General features: G+C 53.6%; 18 protein-coding genes. 14 read left to right on the top strand and 4 right to left on the bottom strand.

The features are described 5' to 3' along the window. Positions 1–46: 46 nt before the first annotated feature. Entirely contained in the window at positions 47–919 is an 873-nt protein-coding gene (locus PHE17_RS03960; RefSeq protein WP_301014518.1) for a LysR family transcriptional regulator, read from the bottom strand. 104 nt (positions 920–1,023) lie between these two features. Here PHE17_RS03960 and leuC point away from each other — a divergent pair, with 104 nt between their 5' ends. From leuC to PHE17_RS03910, 10 genes are all read left to right on the top strand, one after another. Then, positions 1,024–2,427 carry a 3-isopropylmalate dehydratase large subunit gene (gene leuC, locus PHE17_RS03955; RefSeq protein WP_301014547.1) on the top strand — a complete coding sequence of 468 codons (1,404 nt, stop codon included), beginning with the start codon at positions 1,024–1,026 and terminating at the stop codon, positions 2,425–2,427. Continuing rightward, positions 2,427–3,062, top strand: coding sequence for a 3-isopropylmalate dehydratase small subunit (gene leuD, locus PHE17_RS03950; protein ID WP_301014517.1), 636 nt, complete (start codon positions 2,427–2,429; stop codon positions 3,060–3,062). Before leuC ends, leuD begins: the two co-directional genes overlap by 1 nt. A gap of 31 nt (positions 3,063–3,093) precedes the next feature. Continuing rightward, a complete protein-coding gene (gene leuB / locus PHE17_RS03945; protein ID WP_301014516.1) occupies positions 3,094–4,173 on the top strand; it encodes a 3-isopropylmalate dehydrogenase in 1,080 nt (359 codons plus the stop codon). Between the two features lie 3 nt (positions 4,174–4,176). Beyond that, entirely contained in the window at positions 4,177–5,199 is a 1,023-nt protein-coding gene (locus PHE17_RS03940) for an aspartate-semialdehyde dehydrogenase (protein ID WP_301014515.1), read from the top strand. Between the two features lie 244 nt (positions 5,200–5,443). Next, a complete protein-coding gene (locus PHE17_RS03935; RefSeq protein ID WP_301014514.1) occupies positions 5,444–8,662 on the top strand; it encodes a FimV/HubP family polar landmark protein in 3,219 nt (1,072 codons plus the stop codon). A 72-nt stretch (positions 8,663–8,734) separates the two neighbouring features. Then, positions 8,735–9,517: a tRNA pseudouridine(38-40) synthase TruA gene (gene truA / locus PHE17_RS03930; protein ID WP_301014513.1), complete on the top strand. Its 783-nt coding sequence runs from the start codon at positions 8,735–8,737 to the stop codon at positions 9,515–9,517. 13 nt (positions 9,518–9,530) lie between these two features. Beyond that, positions 9,531–10,985 carry an NADP-dependent succinate-semialdehyde dehydrogenase gene (gabD, locus tag PHE17_RS03925; protein WP_363320062.1) on the top strand — a complete coding sequence of 485 codons (1,455 nt, stop codon included), beginning with the start codon at positions 9,531–9,533 and terminating at the stop codon, positions 10,983–10,985. 70 nt (positions 10,986–11,055) lie between these two features. Further along, positions 11,056–11,577 (top strand): RDD family protein, encoded by a 522-nt coding sequence (locus PHE17_RS03920; RefSeq protein WP_301014512.1) that lies wholly within the window; start codon positions 11,056–11,058, stop codon positions 11,575–11,577. Between the two features lie 81 nt (positions 11,578–11,658). After that, positions 11,659–12,096: a type II toxin-antitoxin system RatA family toxin gene (locus tag PHE17_RS03915; protein WP_301014511.1), complete on the top strand. Its 438-nt coding sequence runs from the start codon at positions 11,659–11,661 to the stop codon at positions 12,094–12,096. Then, the gene (locus PHE17_RS03910) at positions 12,083–12,415 is read left to right on the top strand and encodes an RnfH family protein (protein WP_301014510.1); all 333 of its coding nucleotides are present in this window, start codon (positions 12,083–12,085) and stop codon (positions 12,413–12,415) included. The genes PHE17_RS03915 and PHE17_RS03910 overlap by 14 nt, the downstream gene beginning before the upstream one ends. An 18-nt stretch (positions 12,416–12,433) precedes the next feature. On the opposite strand, the gene bamE is transcribed toward PHE17_RS03910, so the two are convergent. Continuing rightward, complete coding sequence (gene bamE / locus PHE17_RS03905; protein ID WP_301014509.1) at positions 12,434–12,748, bottom strand: outer membrane protein assembly factor BamE; 315 nt, start codon at positions 12,746–12,748, stop codon at positions 12,434–12,436. 67 nt (positions 12,749–12,815) lie between these two features. Between bamE and fur the strand changes: the two genes are divergently transcribed. The 4 genes from fur to hemE all read left to right on the top strand — a co-directional run bounded on the left by fur (position 12,816) and on the right by hemE (position 15,068). Then, complete coding sequence (fur, locus tag PHE17_RS03900; protein WP_301014508.1) at positions 12,816–13,235, top strand: ferric iron uptake transcriptional regulator; 420 nt, start codon at positions 12,816–12,818, stop codon at positions 13,233–13,235. 75 nt (positions 13,236–13,310) lie between these two features. Beyond that, complete coding sequence (rpsU, locus tag PHE17_RS03895) at positions 13,311–13,526, top strand: 30S ribosomal protein S21 (protein ID WP_002710445.1); 216 nt, start codon at positions 13,311–13,313, stop codon at positions 13,524–13,526. After that, a complete protein-coding gene (locus PHE17_RS03890; RefSeq protein ID WP_301014507.1) occupies positions 13,526–13,972 on the top strand; it encodes a GatB/YqeY domain-containing protein in 447 nt (148 codons plus the stop codon). Before rpsU ends, PHE17_RS03890 begins: the two co-directional genes overlap by 1 nt. 31 nt (positions 13,973–14,003) lie before the next feature. Beyond that, the gene (gene hemE, locus PHE17_RS03885; RefSeq protein WP_301014506.1) at positions 14,004–15,068 is read left to right on the top strand and encodes a uroporphyrinogen decarboxylase; all 1,065 of its coding nucleotides are present in this window, start codon (positions 14,004–14,006) and stop codon (positions 15,066–15,068) included. Here hemE and PHE17_RS03880 read toward each other — a convergent pair. Together PHE17_RS03880 and PHE17_RS03875 are read right to left on the bottom strand one after the other, a co-directional pair. Further along, positions 15,059–15,664 (bottom strand): hypothetical protein, encoded by a 606-nt coding sequence (locus PHE17_RS03880; RefSeq protein WP_301014505.1) that lies wholly within the window; start codon positions 15,662–15,664, stop codon positions 15,059–15,061. The two genes, hemE and PHE17_RS03880, sit on opposite strands and share 10 nt — an antisense overlap. After that, positions 15,665–18,292, bottom strand: coding sequence for a penicillin-binding protein 1A (locus PHE17_RS03875; protein WP_301014504.1), 2,628 nt, complete (start codon positions 18,290–18,292; stop codon positions 15,665–15,667). It abuts the gene before it with no gap. Positions 18,293–18,371: the final 79 nt, after the last annotated feature.

The following is an 18,371-nucleotide window of genomic DNA, read 5'->3' as shown; positions in this document are numbered from 1 at the left end:
CAGTGTCCCGGTAAAAAAGGCCAGCCTTGTGCTGGCCTTTTGCTTTTTAGGTGTCGCTAAATTGGTGCAGGATGGCTAACAGAGTTTTCGCGGCATTCGACAAGGTGCGTTTGCGGTGGAATATGACCCCAAGTTGGCGTTGTAAATGCAGTGGTGTGTTTACGATTACCAATCCCTCATCCAGCAGTGTGTGCGGCAGCAATGACCAGCCAAAGCCAGCAGTTACGAGCATTTTCAAGGTTTCTAGGTAATTGGTGGTCAGATAGACATTGATTTGCTTGTCGAAAGGGGCAAGTGCTTGGCTGATAATCTGGTAGGTATAGGTATCTTTACCCGGTAACACGCAACGGTGCTGCACCAGTGTTTCCAGTGAAACCTCGGGCAATTGGCGGAGCGGATGGTCACAGCTGGTTACAATGTGCAGTTGGTCTGTCCAAATGCTTTGCGTTTGTAACTGTTCGGGCAGTTCGCTGGGCAGTGTTACGACAGCAATTTCCAAATCGCCGCGTTCAACCGATTGGCAAGCCAGTTCTGAATCGACAAACCGTAAATCTAGCCGTACTTCGGGGTGGTGCAGGTTGAAATGGCTTAGCACGGGCGGCAAGCGGTGCAAGCCAATGTGATGGCTCGTGCCCATCACCAACTCACCGTGAAGATTACCCGACAGGTTGGAGGCAATGCGGCGGATGTCTTCCAGTTCATTGCGCAATACATGCACTCGCGGCAACAGCGTATGCCCCGCTTCCGTTAACGTCACTTTGCGGTTGATGCGGTTGAAAAGCAGTGTTCCCAGCTCATTCTCCAGCGAGGTAATACGCTTGCTGATGGCGGGCTGGGTGATAAATAAGGCTTCGGCTGCCAAGGAAAAGGATTGGCGGCGGGCAACTTCGATGAAAGCGTTGAGGTTATTGATGTCCATGTTTTGCATTCTACGTTGGAATGCAGGATATGAAAATTATGAATTTTATTTATTCATGCGGTGGTGCTATCCTCCGCCAATCTATCATTTCAGAGGCGTTTTTTGTGGCAGGCAAAACACTTTACGATAAGGTCTGGGATGCGCATGTGGTGCGGCAAGAAGCCGATGGCACAGGTTTGCTCTACATTGACCGTCACTTAGTTCACGAAGTCACTTCCCCGCAAGCGTTTGAAGGGCTGAAAATCGCCAATCGTCAACCGTGGCGCAGTACGTCGATGTTGGCAGTTCCCGACCACAATGTTCCGACTATCGGCTTGGAACACGGCATTACCGATCCGGTAGCCCGTTTGCAAGTCGAAACGCTGGATGCCAACTGCCGTGATTTCGGCATCACCGAATTCAATATCGGCGACATCCGCCAAGGCATTGTCCACGTCATCGGCCCTGAGCAGGGTGCTACCTTACCCGGTATGACGGTGGTTTGCGGCGATTCCCACACATCTACCCACGGCGCATTCGGCGCACTGGCGCACGGCATCGGTACTTCCGAAGTCGAGCACGTCATGGCGACCCAATGCCTCATCCAGAAAAAGATGAAAAACATGCTGGTGAGCGTCGATGGCAAAGTTGGCGCAGGCGTAACCGCCAAAGACATCGTGCTCGCCATCATCGGTGAAATCGGCACGGCGGGCGGCACTGGCTACGCCATCGAGTTCGGCGGCGAAGCCATCCGCGATTTGTCGATGGAAGGGCGCATGACCGTGTGCAATATGGCAATCGAAGGCGGCGCACGCGCTGGCATGATTGCAGTGGACGATACCACCATCAATTACGTCAAAGGCCGCCCTTACGCCCCGCAAGCGCAAGATTGGGACGCAGCCGTGGCTGCATGGCAAGACCTGCATTCCGACGCGGATGCCGTGTTTGACCGCGTAGTGCGCCTTGATGCCGCCAGCATCCAACCGCAAGTGACGTGGGGGACTTCCCCTGAAATGGTATTGCCTGTCGATGGCAAAACCCCTGATCCCGCTAATGAAGCTGATCCGGTCAAGGCCAACGCCATTCGCGCCGCGCTCAAATACATGGGGCTGGAAGCGAATATGCCGATTACCGAGGTGCAGGTGGATAAAGTGTTCATCGGTTCCTGCACCAACTCGCGTATCGAAGACATCCGCGCCGCCGCTGAAGTTGCCAAAGGCCGCAAAGTCGCTGCCAATGTCAAATTGGCGATGGTGGTTCCCGGCTCTGGTTTGGTGAAACAACAGGCGGAAAGCGAAGGTCTGGACAAAATCTTCATCGAAGCTGGGTTTGAATGGCGTGCGCCGGGCTGTTCCATGTGCCTCGCCATGAATGCTGACCGTCTAGAACCGGGCGAACGTTGCGCCTCGACTTCCAACCGCAACTTTGAAGGGCGGCAAGGGCAGGGCGGACGTACCCATTTGGTCAGCCCAGCAATGGCAGCCGCTGCGGCGGTTACTGGTCACTTCGCAGACGTGAGGGCGCTCTAATGGAAAAGTTTACTGTACACACGGGTTTGGTAGTCCCGCTCGACCGTTCCAACGTCGATACAGATGCGATTATTCCCAAACAATACCTGAAATCTATTCAGCGTATTGGCTTCGGCCCCACGCTGTTTGATGACTGGCGTTACCTCGAACCGGGCGAACCGGGGATGGATCATAGCAAGCGTACCCCCAACCCCGATTTCGTGCTGAATTTCCCGCGTTATGCAGGTGCTTCGGTATTATTGGGGCGTGAAAACTTCGGCTGCGGCTCTTCCCGTGAACATGCAGTGTGGGCGCTGACCGATTACGGTATCCGTGCGGTGATTGCCCCCAGTTACGCGGACATTTTCTTCAATAACAGCTTCAAGAATGGCTTGCTGCCGTTGACTTTGCCTGCTGAAACCATCGACCAATTGTTCCGCGAAGCCCAAGCGACCGAAGGCTACCAGTTGACTGTCAATCTGGCGGAACAGCAAGTGGTAACACCCAGTGGTGAAGCGTTTGGTTTCAGCATTGACGAATTCCGCAAATATTGCCTGCTGAACGGTTTGGACGACATTGGCTTGACGCTGCAACACGCCGACGACATCCGTGCGTATGAAACGAAGCGTAAGCAAGCAGCGCCTTGGTTATTCTAAAATTATTTATGATTTGGTTGGTTTGAAAATTATGACACACAAAATTCTGGTATTGCCCGGTGACGGCATCGGCCCTGAAATCGTGGCGGAAGCCGTTAAAGTACTGAACGTCTTCACCGCAGAAGGCAACCTGTCCCTAGAGTTGGAATACGCCAATATCGGCGGCATTGCCTACGACAAAGAAGGCCAGCCGTACCCGGATTCCACCCGTGCGTTGGCACAAAAAGCTGACGCCATTCTGCTCGGCGCTGTTGGCGGCCCGCAATACGACACACTCGACCGCCCATTGCGTCCAGAACGCGGCCTGCTTGCCATCCGTGCTGACCTCGGCCTGTTTGCTAACCTGCGTCCGGCAATCTTGTACGAAGAACTGGCTTCCGCTTCCACCCTCAAGCCTGAAGTGGTTGCAGGGTTGGACATCATGATCGTGCGCGAACTGACCGGCGGTATCTATTTCGGTCAGCCGCGTGGTATCCGTGTGCTGGAAAACGGTGAGCGCCAAGGTTTCAACTCTGCCACTTACACCGAATCCGAAATCGAACGCATTGCCCGCGTCGGTTTTGAAACCGCGATGAAGCGCAACAAGCGCCTGTGTTCCGTCGACAAAGCTAACGTGCTGGAAGTGTGCGAACTGTGGCGCGAAATCGTTGAAAAAGTCGGCAAGGAATACCCCGAAGTCGAACTCAGCCACATGTACGTCGATAACGCTGCAATGCAATTGGTACGCGCACCTAAGCAATTTGATGTGATCGTGACCAGTAACTTGTTCGGTGACGTGCTATCTGACGCTGCGGCGATGCTGACCGGCTCTATCGGCATGTTGCCGTCTGCGTCGTTGAATTCCTCTGCGTGCGGCCTGTACGAGCCTATCCACGGTTCTGCGCCTGACATCGCAGGCCGAGGCATTGCTAATCCGCTGGCAACCATCCTGTCCGTAGCCATGTTGCTGCGTTACAGCCTCCATCGTCCAGAACTGGCTGAGCGCGTTGAGCGGGCAGTGAAACAGGTACTGGCATCTGGCGTGCGTACTGGCGACATTTACACCGAAGGTTGCCGCAAGGTAGGCACGGTGGAAATGGGTGATGCTGTTGTTGCCGCCTTGCAAGGTTAAATAATGACCAAGACTTACAATATCGCGGTGGTCGGCGCGACCAGTTTGGTGGGTGAAGCCATTCTGGACGTGCTGGCAAAACGCAAGTTCCCGTTCGGTAAGGTTTACGCGCTGGAATATCAAACCGATGGCGAACAGGATGTCGATTTTGGCAATAAATCGCTGGATGTCGAAGAACTGGCAGGCTTCGACTTCTCCAGTGTGCAAATTGCCTTGTTTGCTGCCAGCGAAGAGATTGCTGCTGAATACGTGCCGCTAGCGGTTGCGGCGGGTTGCGTGGTGATTGACGACAGTACTTGCTTCCGTTACGACGACGACGTGCCGTTAGTCGTGCCGGAAGTCAACCCGCAAGCCATTGCGCAATACACGCAGCGAGGCATCATTGCTAACCCCGGCAGTGGTGTGACGCAAATGTTGATTGTCCTCAAGCCCCTGCATGACGTTGCCACCATTACTCGGATAAATGTAGCCACTTATCAGTCTGTTTCTGGCTCTGGCAGGGCAGGTGTTGAAGAATTGGCGCAGCAGGCAGCACAGTTATTGAATGCCCGCCCCGTTGAGGCCAAAGTTTATCCTAAACAAATCGCCTTTAATTTGCTTCCTCACATTGATGTTTTCTTAGAGAACGGCTATACCAAGGAAGAGATGAAAATGGTGTGGGAAACCCGCAAGGTGATGGGGCTTCCCGGTATTCAGGTGAACCCGACCGCCGTGCGTGTGCCAGTCTTTTTCGGGCATTCGGAAGCGGTTCATATCGAGACTGAAAGCCAACTGACGGCGGTGGAAGCACGCAGAATCTTGGGTAGTACGCCCGGCATAATTGTAATGGATGAACATGTGCCAGGGGGCTATCCGACACCTGTGACAGACGCAGTGAGGAATGATGCTGTGTACGTCGGGCGGATCCGTGAGGATATTTCTTGTCCGGCTGGCCTGAACTTATGGGTGGTGGCAGACAATGTACGTAGGGGCGCTGCGCTGAACAGTGTCCAGATAGCTGAAGTATTAATCCGCGATTATCTATAAAATACGGTTAAGCGGGAATTAATTCGCTATTGCTGACAATGTACCTGGACATGAAGTACTTTTACCCAGTGTCCGGGGCTAAGCTTGGTGCAAGATTGCGTGCCATAACGTACTGATATATAGTTCCAACCAAGAAACAAGAACCAGAACCACTGTTCATCCATAATAAAAAGGGCTTACTAAAATATGATCAGACAGGATGAATCAGGGATGCCACTATCGTACCGATACAAGGGGAATTGCAGTGAATAAACAGGCATTGAGCTTAGCTGTATTTATCGCTGGAGCTTATCCTGCGGCCTCCAGTGCCTTAGGGCTTGGAGACATTGAGTCCAGTTCTCACCTTAACCAACCACTTCGCGCCAGAATTGAGCTGCTATCATCAGCCCCAGCGGATGCCAGCCAAATTCAGGTACGCCTCGCTTCCCCGGATGTATTTAACCGGGTCGGTGTTGCGCGCCCCGATTTTCTGGCTAATTTGCATTTTACCCCGACAGTGCAGGGCGGTAAGCCAGTTATTTTGGTGACATCTGATTCACCAATGCAGGAGCCGTTCGTCAATTTCCTGTTGGAAGTAAGCTGGCCCCAAGGTCAGTTGCTAAAAGAATATACGGTCATGCTCGACCCACCTGTGATGCTGCAACCGGGTAATACCGTGGCAGGTGGCGAAGCGGCAGTGCGGGCAGAGCCAAAATCTGCCGGGACAGTACGCCGTCCGTCAGCACCAGACGCCCAAGCAAGTGCAGCACCCGCGCAACAGGCTGCGTCAGCAGCCAGCGGGCGTAACACTTACCGCGTCAAGCCAGGTGATACCTTGTTCAGGGTGGCTTCGCGCCTCCAGCGTCCGGGGCTTAGCAATGAGCAGATGATGATGGCGCTGTTCCGTGCCAATCCGGGCGCTTTCATTAGCCGCAACATCAATAACCTGCGTTCTGGCGTGAACCTCAAAGCGCCATCAGCCGGTGATGTTGGGTCTACGACGCGGGCTGAGGCACGTCGCCAAATTCGCCAACAAAATGCCGAATGGCGTGAATTCCGTAAGACCTTAGCGAAAAATACGGTTCCGCAGAAGTCAACAGCTACAGCGCCTGCGGCTAAAACACAGGCTACAGCCGCTAAACCTGCTGACAAGGCTACCCCAGTGACGCCAGCGCAGTCTGATAAAGCGCGGTTGGAAGTATTGGGTTCCAAGAAAGACCAGCCAGTGGCTAGCAGTGCAGCGGTTGCAGCAGGCAATGCGAAGCTGACCGACCTCGAAAAACAACTTTCCTTGGCACGCGAATCACTCGCTACTCGCCAGAAAGAGAATGATGAACTCAAGTCACGGGTTACTGACCTTGAGTCCATGATGAGCAAGAAAAACCGCCTGATTGACTTGCGTAATGAGCAGCTTGCCGGGTTGCAAAAGCAACTGGCAGATAATGGCATCAAGACGGAAGCCTTAGGGGATGTGGCTGAGCCAAGCAGTGGTATGGGGACGCAAACCGTACAGCCTAACATACCTGCGGTGACGCCTGCGCCAACGGATCAGGGCAAAGACATTCAGACGCACATGGCTAATGTTGCCGGTAAAACGGCAGATGAAGTATTGCGCGGTCAGCAACAGCCTAGCAGCCCGAATGCGAATGGTTCAAAGCCCGCGCCAGCGGTTCCAACAACCCCTGCAACCAGTACGCCACCATCCGCCACGACAGGGCAGCCTACGCCAGTTGTAGGCAGTACGCCGCCTGCTACTCCACCAGTGCCTACGCCTCCTACACCGTTGGCTCCGCCGGTAGTAAAATCCACACCGCCGACACCTCCTGTTGTGCCTGTTGCGCCCGTTGTCAGTGATGCGGGTAAAGGAAGCAAGGCGCCATCTCCTGTCTTTGCCGACCAGCAAGATGATAATGACCTTCTGGGGCTGTTAACTTCTCCATTGGCGCTTAAGATTGGCGCAGGTTCTTTGGCACTGTTGTTGTTGCTGTGGTTGTTGGGGCGTCGCCGCAAATCCACGGATGATGGCACTGCGCGTGGTAAAAAGAGCAATTTATCGGCGGGGATGGATCCACCTGTCGATCACGACATAGCGGGCGATGATTTTGATCTGGTTTCACTGGAAAGCGAGCTGGGCAAAGCCGATGCCAAAGGCGAACGTTACACCGCAGAGCCTGAGACTGACCCGTTCGGTCTGGACGGCGGCAGTGCTTGGGGTGAAACACCTAAAACTCCTGCAAGCAACACCGGGAATACTCCAACTGCGGCAGGTGGGCAGCGTTTGACGGGAGCGGCTGAGCATCCCGAAGAAGATGATTTGCTGACGGAAGCAAACGTCTACATTGCTTATGGTTTGTACCAACAGGCCGAAAGTGAGCTGAAGAAAGGCATTGAGCGTAACCCTGAAAAATTGGAATACCGCCACAAGTTGCTGGAATGCTATTTCGTTGCCAATAACCGTGAAGCGTTTGACCGTCAGGCAGAACAATTCGCGGTTATGGATGGCAAGGGTAAGGAAAACCTGTGGAAAGGTATCCTCGAATGGGGGCGCAAGATCAGTCCAGATAACGTGCTGTATCGGGATGGAAAGAGCTTCGTCGGCACTGGGACGGCTGCCGCCGCCACTGCTTTGGGCGGTGTCGCTGCTGCTGTTGCGGCATCTGTAGCACTTGCTGATGACAACAAGCCTGATCCTGTTGCCAAAACAAATGCGTTCGATGCAGGTCTCAACCAGCTTGATACGACAGCAACAGAAACTCCATTGTCGGCAATGGACGATCTCGGCGATCTTGACCTTGGTGAGTTAGATTTTGACGACATTGACCTCGATAAACTGTTACGGGATGACGAGCGTCCTGCTGCGCAACCGGCTGTTTCTGCGCCACCAGTGCCAAGTGCTGACCTTGCTGCTGTAGATAACAGTGTGGATGATGCCCATGACTTTGATCTGGACATGGATTATCCATTTGATCTGGATATGGACGAAACCGAGGCCAAGCCTGCTGTGCCCAGTGCGGCAGTCGCTGATAGCCACGCAGGGGTGCAGGATGATGACAACCTGTTGGACTTCATCACCGACGACATGGAAGATCATAGTGCTGCTATCGCTTCCGGTGTAGCTGCCAATATGCCAGAGGCCGCTCCTGTTAAAGCTGCCAGCACAGCGCCTGCAACTAACCTGAATCTGCATCTGGATAGCGCCAATGTTAACCGCATCCTGCCGAAAGATACCTTCTACGCCCCAGCCGTGGGTGATGAAGGTCAGGATTGGTTGGGTGATATTGATGATGCATTGTCGTTCCTCGATTTCCCGGATGAGGAAATTGATCTGCACGAAGCGCACATCAGCACCAAGCTGGATTTGGCGCGTGCCTATCTGGACATGGGTGACATCGAAGGCGCACGCAGTACACTGGAAGAGGTTATGGTCGAGGGTAATGACGACCAACGCCGCGAAGCCGAAGTCCTGTTGCATCAGACAGGTTGAGGAATCGCTGCTTTCCCGCTATAAAGGCCGGTCTACCCGGCCTTTTTTATTTGTAACCGCGAACCCGAACCGATGAAATTTGCAGCCTGTATCGAATACGATGGAACCCCCTTCTATGGTTGGCAGCGCCTCAGCCATGCACCCACCGTGCAGGAGCATGTGGAGCAAGCACTTTCCAAGGTGGCTGCGCAACCTGTCAGCGTGGTGTGCGCAGGACGTACTGACACGGGCGTTCACGGCATTGGGCAAGTGATTCACTTTGAAACCACGGCGCAGCGCCCCGAACGGGGGTGGCTGTTCGGTACGAACGTCAATCTGCCGGATGGGATTGCCATGCGCTGGATAAAACCCGTGGCGGATGATTTCCATGCACGTTTTTCTGCCCGTTCGCGCCGTTACCGTTACATCATTCTCAATCGGGCAGCTCGCCCAGCGTTGTTGCAGAAACGGGTGTGCTGGCAACACAATCCGCTGGATGCGGAGGCCATGCATGAAGCCACGCAAGTGTTGGTAGGTGAGCAGGATTTTTCCAGCTTCCGCGCTGCCGGTTGCCAAGCACGCCATGCCGTGCGCGAGATCATCGAATTGCAGGTGCAGCGCGAACAGGATTATGTGTACGTGGACATTGTGGCGAATGCGTTTTTGCACCACATGGTCAGGAATATTGTCGGCTCACTGCTGAAAGTTGGTGCAGGGGAACGGCCTATAGCATGGATGACGGAACTGTTGGCCTTGCGTGACCGTAGTGTTGCGGGGGTGACAGCGCCTGCTGCCGGGTTGTATTTCGTCCATGTCAATTACCCGGAAGCGTTTGGCTTGCCGGACACTTACACTTTACCTGCCTTCCATCTGTGAAAAGGAGTTTGCCATGCTGAAACTGCAAGCCACGGAACTATTCCGTTCCCAGTGCTACATCAACGGTCAGTGGGTAGCTGCTGAAACGGGTAAAACCTTAGCCGTGCGTAACCCGGCAACCGGGGAGGTGCTGGCGACTGTACCGAATTGTGGGGCAGAGGAAACCCGTCAAGCCATTGCCGCAGCGGAAACAGCTCTCCCTGCGTGGCGTGCGATAACGGCAGCAGAACGCGGACGTATTTTGCGACGCTGGGCAGAATTGATGTTGGCACATCAGGATGATTTGGCGCTGCTGATGACTTCTGAGCAGGGCAAGCCCTTGGCGGAAGCACGGGGCGAGATTGCTTACGCAGCGGCTTTTCTCGACTGGTTTGCGGAAGAGGGTAAGCGGGCGTATGGCGATGTCATTCCCTCCCCGCAGGCAGGTAAGCGTCTGTTGGTCATCAAACAGCCGATTGGGGTGTGCGCGGCAATTACCCCGTGGAATTTTCCGGCAGCAATGATTACCCGCAAGCTGGGGCCTGCAATGGCGGCGGGTTGCACGATGGTCTGTAAACCGGCAGAACAAACCCCGCTGACGGCATTGGCCTTGGCTGTCTTGGGTGAGCAGGCGGGGCTTCCTGCCGGTGTATTCAACGTGGTAACAGGCAACCCAGTGGCTATCGGTGGCGAATTGACGGCTAGCCCGGTAGTGCGCAAGCTGTCCTTTACGGGTTCCACCGAAGTGGGCAAGTTGCTCATGCAGCAGTGTGCGCCGACCTTGAAAAAGCTGTCCTTGGAATTGGGTGGTAATGCGCCTTTCATGGTGTTTGACGACGCCGATTTGGATGCAGCGGTCGAAGGGGCTATCGTTTCCAAATACCGTAATGCGGGGCAGACCTGTGTGTGCGCCAACCGTTTTTTGGTGCAAGCCGGTGTGTATGATGCTTTCGCCGAAAAATTGGCAGCAGCCGTAGCTAGTTTGAAAGTCGGCAACGGTTTGGATGCTGGAGTAAGCCAAGGGCCGCTGATTGATGAAGCGGCAGTGTGCAAGGTAGAAGCCTTGGTGGCAGATGCGGTTTCCGCTGGCGCAATGGTGGTCGGTGGGGGGCGTAGGCACGAATTGGGTGGTACATTTTACCAGCCCACTGTGTTGACCAACGTATTGCCGACCATGCGGGTGGCGAAAGAGGAAATTTTCGGCCCGGTTGCGCCGTTGTTCAAGTTTAAGGACGAAGCTGAAGCCATTCAGATGGCGAATGATACCGAGTACGGCTTGGCTTCGTATTTTTATGCGCGTGACATTGGACGGGTGTGGCGTGTTGCTGAGGCGCTGGAATACGGTATGGTCGGGATCAATACCGGCATTGTGTCGACGGAAGTTGCACCGTTTGGCGGGGTGAAAAGTTCCGGGCTGGGGCGTGAGGGTTCTAAATACGGGTTGGATGAGTACATGGAGTTGAAATACCTCAATATGGGCGGAATTTAACGGCAACCTTGGCGCGTTTGTCTATACTTTGGTGTAGCGAATGTTTCACTATGACAAGGAGTGTCGTTACATGAAAGGTAACGAAACAGTAAATGCGCCTGCTGCGGAAGTGGGCTACTCAGGCGGATGTGCAGGGCGGATGCCCTTGCCCTCTCATCATCGTTTTTCCAAAGCCTACCCCGTTTGCGCCGATGTGCGGATGCGGCTGTTAGCGACCCTATTCGACTGGATGTTGGTGGGGTTGCTGATTATGTTTACCTTGCTGCTGGTGGAAGGCAGTACATGGCAGGTGGGTGAGGAAGAGCGGATATTGCTGGCAGATGTTACCGTGCTATTGGTGTGTGTGCCTTTTCTGTATTTTGTCGGGTTCTGGTGTTTATCGGATTCTTCCCCCGGTAAGATGTTGTTATCACTGCATATCGTTGATGCGAAAACCTATGAGCCATTAACGGGTGCGCAATGTCTGGTGCGTTACTTTGGTTATTTGTTAAATATCTGTTCGCTAGGGTTGGGCTTGGTCGGTATTTTTGATAAGCGCAAGTCCCAAGGTTGGCACGATAAGTTGGCAGGAACCATCGTCATCCGCCAGTAATGCCAGTGTCCGCATCAGCAGGCAGATTCTTCCCAACAGATATGGGATACTTCCCGCTTTCAGGCAAGCTTAGGAACAGGCATGGCGCATATCAGCCGTAGCGCGTTAGTACCCTACAGCCCGGAACAGATGTACCGGCTGGTCGATTGTATCCCCTTGTATCCGCAATTTCTGCCGTGGTGTCGGACGGCTGTTGAGCACGCCCGTGACGAAGACCAAGTTAAAGCCAGTATCGAAATTGCCAAAGGTGCGGTGAACAAGCGCTTCACCACCCTGAACCGCTTACAGGTCAACAAAACCATTGAGATGCGTTTGGTTGATGGGCCTTTCCGTCACCTGCACGGTTTTTGGCGTTTTGATGAATTGGGGCAGGGCGCGTGTAAGGTCTCGCTTGACCTTGATTTTGAATTTTCCAACAAACTGTTGAGCATTGCGGTTGGCCCGGTGTTCAACCAAGTTGCCAATACGCTGGTGGATTCTTTTGTCGAGCGTGCACGGAAGGTCTATGGCAAACAGTAATTTGATGCGCATCGAAGTGGTTTACCCCTTACCCCATGAACAACTGTTGTTGGAGACCCATGTGCCAGAAGGCGCAAGCCTGCGTGAAGGAATCCTTGCCTCTGGGGTGCTGGCACGTTACCCCGAACTGAGTCTCGATACCTTGGAAGCGGGCATTTTCGGCAAATTGGCTACGTTGGATGAGCCGTTGCGTGAACGTGACCGTATTGAAATTTACCGCCCGCTGATTGCTGACCCTAAGGCCGTGCGTAAGCAACGCGCAGCAGAAGGCAAGCGCATGAAACGCGGGGGCGGCGATGTGGAAAGCGACGAGGGGTAAACCTCGCCGCGATCACCGTTAGTTTGTGGGAGCGGGGTCTTGGGTGACGTTACGGACAACGCCGTTCTGGAAGAAAACGGTAACACCGTTGCGTTCCACCTTCCCATTCGGGGATTTCAGGTAGAACACATAATCCCAGCGGTCTTTGTGGAAATCGTCAGCCATCAATGGCGTGCCAAGAATGGCTTGCACCTGTGCAGCACCCATACCGGGGTGAACCATGGCAAGCTCTTCGCTGCTAATGCGGTTGCCTTGCTGAATTTCCATTTTGTAAAAACTGCAACCACCTAACAACGCAGCCGCTAAGGTGAGTGAAATGAGATGCTTTATCATGTTAATCTTGAACCATCCAAAGTAAACATGCGTACCATAATAGACTATTCGCGACGGAGAGTGCAGGGTGGAAGAGCAGGATATTAAACGAGCCGGATTAAAGGTCACTCAGCCCCGCCTGAAAATCCTTGATTTGCTAGGAAATACGCGGGAACGTCACCTGAGCGCGGAAGACATTTATAAGATTCTGTTGGGCAATGGCGATGAAATCGGTCTGGCAACCGTTTATCGGGCTTTGACCCAGTTCGAGGCAGCGGGGCTGGTTAACCGCCACCATTTTGAGGGTGGGCAAGCGGTGTTTGAGCTGGCTTCCGAAGAACATCACGACCACATGGTGTGCATGAGGACGGGCAGGGTGTTGGAGTTTTGCGATGAAATCATTGAACAGCGCCAACGGGAGCTTGCCCACCAGCACAATTTCCGCATTACTGGGCACTCACTGATTCTTTACGGGGAATTTCTTGACAATAATGATGAAAAGGCATGAATGGCTTTTGCATTTGGCTGGCATAACGGTATAATCCCGCGCTTTACTCAACTGTGGATTTGAGACAGGATTATTATGCCAAGTGTAAAAGTACGTGATACTGAGCCTTTTGAAGTTGCCCTGCGCCGTTTCAAGCGCACCTGTGAAAAAGCGGGCGTTGTAGCCGAAGTCCGTGGCCGTGAATTCTACGAAAAGCCTACTTCCGTGCGCAAACGTATGCGTGCTGCTGCTGTTAAACGCAATCTGAAGCGTATCTCCCGCGATCTGAATCGCCGCGTTCGCCTGTACTAATGACCCTCAAGGCGCAAATCACTGAAGACATGAAAGCTGCCATGCGTGCGCACGATAAGCCACGCTTGGGGGTTATCCGTCTGATGCTGGCTGCAATCAAGCAGTTGGAAGTGGATACGCGCACTGAGTTGGACGAAAGTACCGTGCTGGTCGTGTTGGATAAGATGACCAAGCAGCGCCGCGAGTCAATCCGCCAGTATGCGGATGCAGGACGCACCGACCTCGTTGCCCAAGAAGAATTCGAGCTGGGCATTATTCAGGATTATCTGCCTCAACCGTTAGCGGAAGAAGCATTGGCAACCCTGATCCAGCAAGGTATTGAAGAAACCGGGGCGGCTTCGGTGCGGGATATGGGCAAAGTCATGAACTGGCTCAAGCCGAAAGTACAAGGCCGTACTGATATGGGGAAGCTGAGTGGGTTGATCAAAACCCGCCTCGGCAACTAAGCATACCATCACGCTTTCAAGGGGTGTCGACATGACCGAACTCAAAAACGACCGTTTTCTTCGTGCACTCCTAAAACAGCCAGTTGATACCACTCCCGTTTGGATCATGCGTCAGGCTGGGCGTTACTTGCCTGAATACCGCGCTACCCGTGAGCGTGCCGGTAGCTTCATGGATTTGTGTAAAAATCCTGAGCTGGCTTGCGAAGTCACTTTGCAGCCGCTGGAACGCTACGCGCTGGACGCTGCCATCCTTTTCTCCGACATATTGACCGTGCCTGATGCAATGGGGTTGGGTTTATATTTTGCGGAAGGCGAGGGCCCGCGCTTCACTAATCCAGTACGCACCCAAGCTGACATCGAAAAGATTGGTATTCCCGACCCGGAAGGTGAGTTGCGCTATGTGATGGATGCCGTGCGCACTATCCGCCGCGCTTTGGATGGGCGCGTACCCTTGATCGGTTTCACCGGCAGCCCGTGGACGCTGGCAACTTACATGGTTGAAGGTGGCTCCAGCAAGGAGTTTGCTAAGGTCAAGGGGATGCTTTATGGCAATCCCACTGCATTGCATTTGCTGCTAGATAAGCTCGCCGACAGTATTATCCTTTACCTGAATGCACAAATTGCTGCTGGGGCGCAGGCGGCAATGATCTTCGACACGTGGGGTGGAACACTCACGCCGTCCACTTACCGCGAATTCTCCTTGCGTTACATGCAAAAAATTGTTGATGGCGTGCAGCGTGAAAGTGAAGGCCGTCGCGTGCCTGTTATCCTTTTCACCAAAGGCGGGGCACAATGGCTGGAGCCGATGGCTGATACTGGCTGTGATGCATTAGGTTTGGACTGGACGATCAATATTAGCGACGCACGTAGCCGCGTTGGTGATCGGGTGGCCTTGCAGGGGAATATGGATCCTTGCGTATTGTATGCGTCACCGGATGTTATCCGTCAGCAGGTTGCTAACGTATTGGCAAGCTTCGGGCAAGGCTCAGGGCATGTCTTCAATCTGGGGCATGGTATTCACCAGCACATCAATCCAGAAAATGTTGCCGTCTTAGTGGATGCAGTCCACGACTTAGGCCGTCAATATCACGTCTGATCCAGTAATGCCGCAACCTTTTTGCGGTCAGCCCGTTTAACAGCCTTGCCTGTTACCGGGCTTATCGGTGCGCCAGCAAAACGGTCGTCATCGGGAAACACCATCAATTCCACTTCCACCTCATCGACGTAAAAGCGTAGCAGCGGGAAGTATTCCGCCTTTTTTCCCCCAACTTTCATTTTCCGCTCATGTGTCTGGAAAGGGATGTGCTGGTCTTCCAGAAAAAACATGACCTCTTCCATACTGGATGCTGACAGGTTCAGTGTAACGGCAGAATGGATGCTGGATACGCCTTCAAGCGCGGCTCCCGTCAGGTAAGGGCGGTAAGCGTGCAGGAATTCCATCGCTTCCAGTGCCACTTGGCGATGCAGGCGTAACAGTTCGGGGTGTGTTTGGGCCTCGAATAAGCGGATGCGTTGGTGAATAGCGGCTTCAATTTCTTCATTAGTCGGCTGTGCGGTGCTTTGTGCGCCGACCCCTAACTGTTCGGCTGCACGTAGCTTGGCAATCCGGTAATCACGGAAACCTTCCTCGTAAATCAGCCGAGCCGCTTCCTCCGCAACTAAGCTGCGGAGTTCATCTGGGGTATTGCGCATTTAAAAAAGCTGTTCGGGAATTTCAACCCGTTCTGGTGGACGGCGCGGTGCAGCAGGGCGTGCAGGCTGATTTGGGCTGTTTGGTTGCTGCGGTTGTGCTGCTTGCCGTTGGGCGGCAATGTCACCTTCGCTTTGGTACTGGAAGCCAGCCGCTGGCCTGTTTTCATCCGTTGCAGGGTTGCCTTCCCCATCTACGCCGTCAATTAAGTCGGGTGGCGTGAGGTCGGCTTCTTTGAGGTCAACTGGGCGTTCCCATTCTTTGGATGGAGTGCCTGCCAGTACGCGGTGCATATAATCAATCCACATGGGCAGGGCAACGTTAGTGGCAGTTTCACCTTCGCCGAGCTTAGCCATATCGTCGAAGCCCATCCAGCTAACCGCCACGAGGTTTGGCGTAAAGCCGCAGAACCATGCATCTTTCTGGTCATTGGTCGTGCCGGTTTTGCCTGCAATGTCTTTGCGGTTAAGGGCGCGGCCTGCGCGTGCGGCAGTTCCAAACTGGGTTACGCCTTGTAACATGCTGACAATTTGGTAATGGGTGCGTTTATCCAGAATGCGTTTCGCGGCTGGGTATTGGACTGCACCGGGTTGGACGGGGGTAGTGTTGCCAGCGCCGAGTGCGGCAGTTTCCCAGATGGGCTTGCCTGCATCCTTAGTTTTCTCTTCGTCCTTGGCTTTGCTTTCTCCAGCTTTCGCATCTTTTTTGTTTTTATCTTTGTTGGTGTCTGCTTCTTTGCTTGCGCTTTTGTCTTCCGGCGGGGTTATCGTGCAAGTTTCTACATTATCGCCGCAGATTTTGATGGGTTTGATTTCATCCATCAGTTTGCCGGAGCCATCTTGGATTTTGGTGATGAAATAAGGCTCAATTTTGTAACCGCCATTCGCGAAGGCTGAGTAAGCCGTTGCCATGCCCAGTGGGGTGGTCATGCCAGTGCCGAGTGCCAGCGTCAGGTTGGCGGGCAGGTCTTCGCGCGGAAAGCCAAAGCGGGTGGCGAAATCCACTGCGTAATTGATGCCAATGCTGCGTAATAGTCGGATGGAAACGAGGTTGCGTGACTTGGCAAGAGCTTCCGCTATCGTGGTGGGGCCAACGTAATGACCGCCAAAGTTTTCTGGATGCCAGTTGCTGCCCGGAATGGTAATGGGCGCATCGTTGACGACGCTGCTAGGAGTGAAGCCTTTTGCCAATGCCGCAGAATAGATCACAGGTTTGAAGCTGGAACCGGGCTGGCGTGATGCTTGCGTGACGCGGTTGAATTTTGAGTGGTAGAAATCAAACCCACCGACTACTGCGCGGATTGCGCCATCGCTGGGGTCAAGTGCCACCAGTGCCCCACCAACCGTTGGAACTTGGGATAAGGTCCACGTATTTTTTTCTTTATCCGTTTGGCGGACACGGACAATATCGCCAACGTGTAAAACATCGTTGACCCGTCTGGGGGATGCCCCGCGTTGGTCGGCGCTTTTGAACGGACGTGCCCACGCGACATCGCTGGTCTTCAGGTTGATTTTGGTTTCGCCCACCATTAATTCAGCAGAGCTGGCGCTGGCTTGCAATACCAGTGCGGGTTCAAGCCCCCCTAAAGTGGGATAGGTCGATAGCTTGTCACGTAGTTCTTCTTCGTTTTTGAAATCGCCTAAATCCAGTTTCTCTTCTGCGCCCCGGTAGCCATGCCGGTGGTCATAGGACATTAACGCGCTGCGCAGGGATTCTTCCGCGCTGGCTTGCTGCTTGGAGTCTAGGGTGGTGTAAACGTTGTAGCCTTGGGTATAGGCATTGGTAATGCCGTAACGCTTGACGATTTCTGCCCGTACCATTTCCGCCAGATAAGGTGCATTGGTTTCAATCGCAATCTCGTGCACGGTCGCGGTGTTTGGCTCGTGGGTGGCAGTGTCGTATTCCGATTGGCTGATGTGCTTGAATTCCAACATCCGTTGCAGGATGTAGTTACGGCGTTGCATGGCGCGGTCGGGATTGACGATGGGGTTGTAGCGTGACGGTGCTTTCGGCAGGCCAGCGATCATGGCGTATTGTGCCAGCGTCAATTGGCCTAAGGGTTTGCCGTAATAAGTTTCGGCAGCGGATGCGACACCGTAGGCACTTTTTCCCAGATAAATCTTATTTAGGTAGAGTTCTAGGATTTCTTTCTTGTTGAGTTCTTGCTCAATCCTAAAGGCTAGCAGGGTTTCCTTAAGTTTGCGGTCGAAAGTCCTTTCGGCATTGAGGAAGGAATTGCGTGCCAACTGCATGGTAATCGTACTTGCCCCTTGGCTGGTTTCGCCAGTGGACGCTGCACTGTACAGGGCGCGGGCAACACCTTTGAAGTCAACCCCGCCGTGGTCGTAGAAGCGGGCATCTTCAATGTCCAAGAACGCCAACTGGAGCTTTTCGGGGACTTCTGAGAGTTTGACAGGGCGGCTGTGCTTCTCGCCGTATTCAGCGATTAACTGATTTTCACGGCTATAAATGCGCAATGGGACTTGCACTTCAATTTTGCGCAAATCGGCATCGCTGGGCAGTTGCGGAGTGTAATAAGAATAAACCGCGAATAGGCCAATTGCCCCTAAAGTTAGGAGTGCAAAAAATGACCCGAAAATAATTTGGATAAATTTACCAATGAATCGCATGACTACATTCAAGCCAAAAAGTGTAAGTGTCGATAGCTGACCATCGGGCTAAGCCCCTAGCTGATGGAATATCCGAGCC

This window comes from Thiothrix sp. (assembly GCF_028714775.1).
Classification (GTDB): Bacteria; Pseudomonadota; Gammaproteobacteria; order Thiotrichales; family Thiotrichaceae; genus Thiothrix.
Note: the sequence above shows the minus strand (reverse complement) of the source record. Positions and strands in the feature narration are given on the sequence as shown.

What these genes read in the sequence shown, in the direction of transcription:
- PHE17_RS03915 (WP_301014511.1), top strand. Translation starts at nt 11,659, where the DNA reads ATGGCGCATATCAGCCGTAGCGCGTTAGTACCCTACAGCCCGGAACAG.
- PHE17_RS03910 (WP_301014510.1), top strand. Translation starts at nt 12,083, where the DNA reads ATGGCAAACAGTAATTTGATGCGCATCGAAGTGGTTTACCCCTTACCC.
- PHE17_RS03940 (WP_301014515.1), top strand. Translation starts at nt 4,177, where the DNA reads ATGACCAAGACTTACAATATCGCGGTGGTCGGCGCGACCAGTTTGGTG.
- PHE17_RS03875 (WP_301014504.1), bottom strand. Translation starts at nt 18,292, where the DNA reads ATGCGATTCATTGGTAAATTTATCCAAATTATTTTCGGGTCATTTTTT.
- PHE17_RS03920 (WP_301014512.1), top strand. Translation starts at nt 11,056, where the DNA reads ATGAAAGGTAACGAAACAGTAAATGCGCCTGCTGCGGAAGTGGGCTAC.
- PHE17_RS03960 (WP_301014518.1), bottom strand. Translation starts at nt 919, where the DNA reads ATGGACATCAATAACCTCAACGCTTTCATCGAAGTTGCCCGCCGCCAA.
- leuD (WP_301014517.1), top strand. Translation starts at nt 2,427, where the DNA reads ATGGAAAAGTTTACTGTACACACGGGTTTGGTAGTCCCGCTCGACCGT.
- PHE17_RS03890 (WP_301014507.1), top strand. Translation starts at nt 13,526, where the DNA reads ATGACCCTCAAGGCGCAAATCACTGAAGACATGAAAGCTGCCATGCGT.
- rpsU (WP_002710445.1), top strand. Translation starts at nt 13,311, where the DNA reads ATGCCAAGTGTAAAAGTACGTGATACTGAGCCTTTTGAAGTTGCCCTG.
- leuB (WP_301014516.1), top strand. Translation starts at nt 3,094, where the DNA reads ATGACACACAAAATTCTGGTATTGCCCGGTGACGGCATCGGCCCTGAA.
- gabD (WP_363320062.1), top strand. Translation starts at nt 9,531, where the DNA reads ATGCTGAAACTGCAAGCCACGGAACTATTCCGTTCCCAGTGCTACATC.
- PHE17_RS03880 (WP_301014505.1), bottom strand. Translation starts at nt 15,664, where the DNA reads ATGCGCAATACCCCAGATGAACTCCGCAGCTTAGTTGCGGAGGAAGCG.
- hemE (WP_301014506.1), top strand. Translation starts at nt 14,004, where the DNA reads ATGACCGAACTCAAAAACGACCGTTTTCTTCGTGCACTCCTAAAACAG.
- truA (WP_301014513.1), top strand. Translation starts at nt 8,735, where the DNA reads ATGAAATTTGCAGCCTGTATCGAATACGATGGAACCCCCTTCTATGGT.
- bamE (WP_301014509.1), bottom strand. Translation starts at nt 12,748, where the DNA reads ATGATAAAGCATCTCATTTCACTCACCTTAGCGGCTGCGTTGTTAGGT.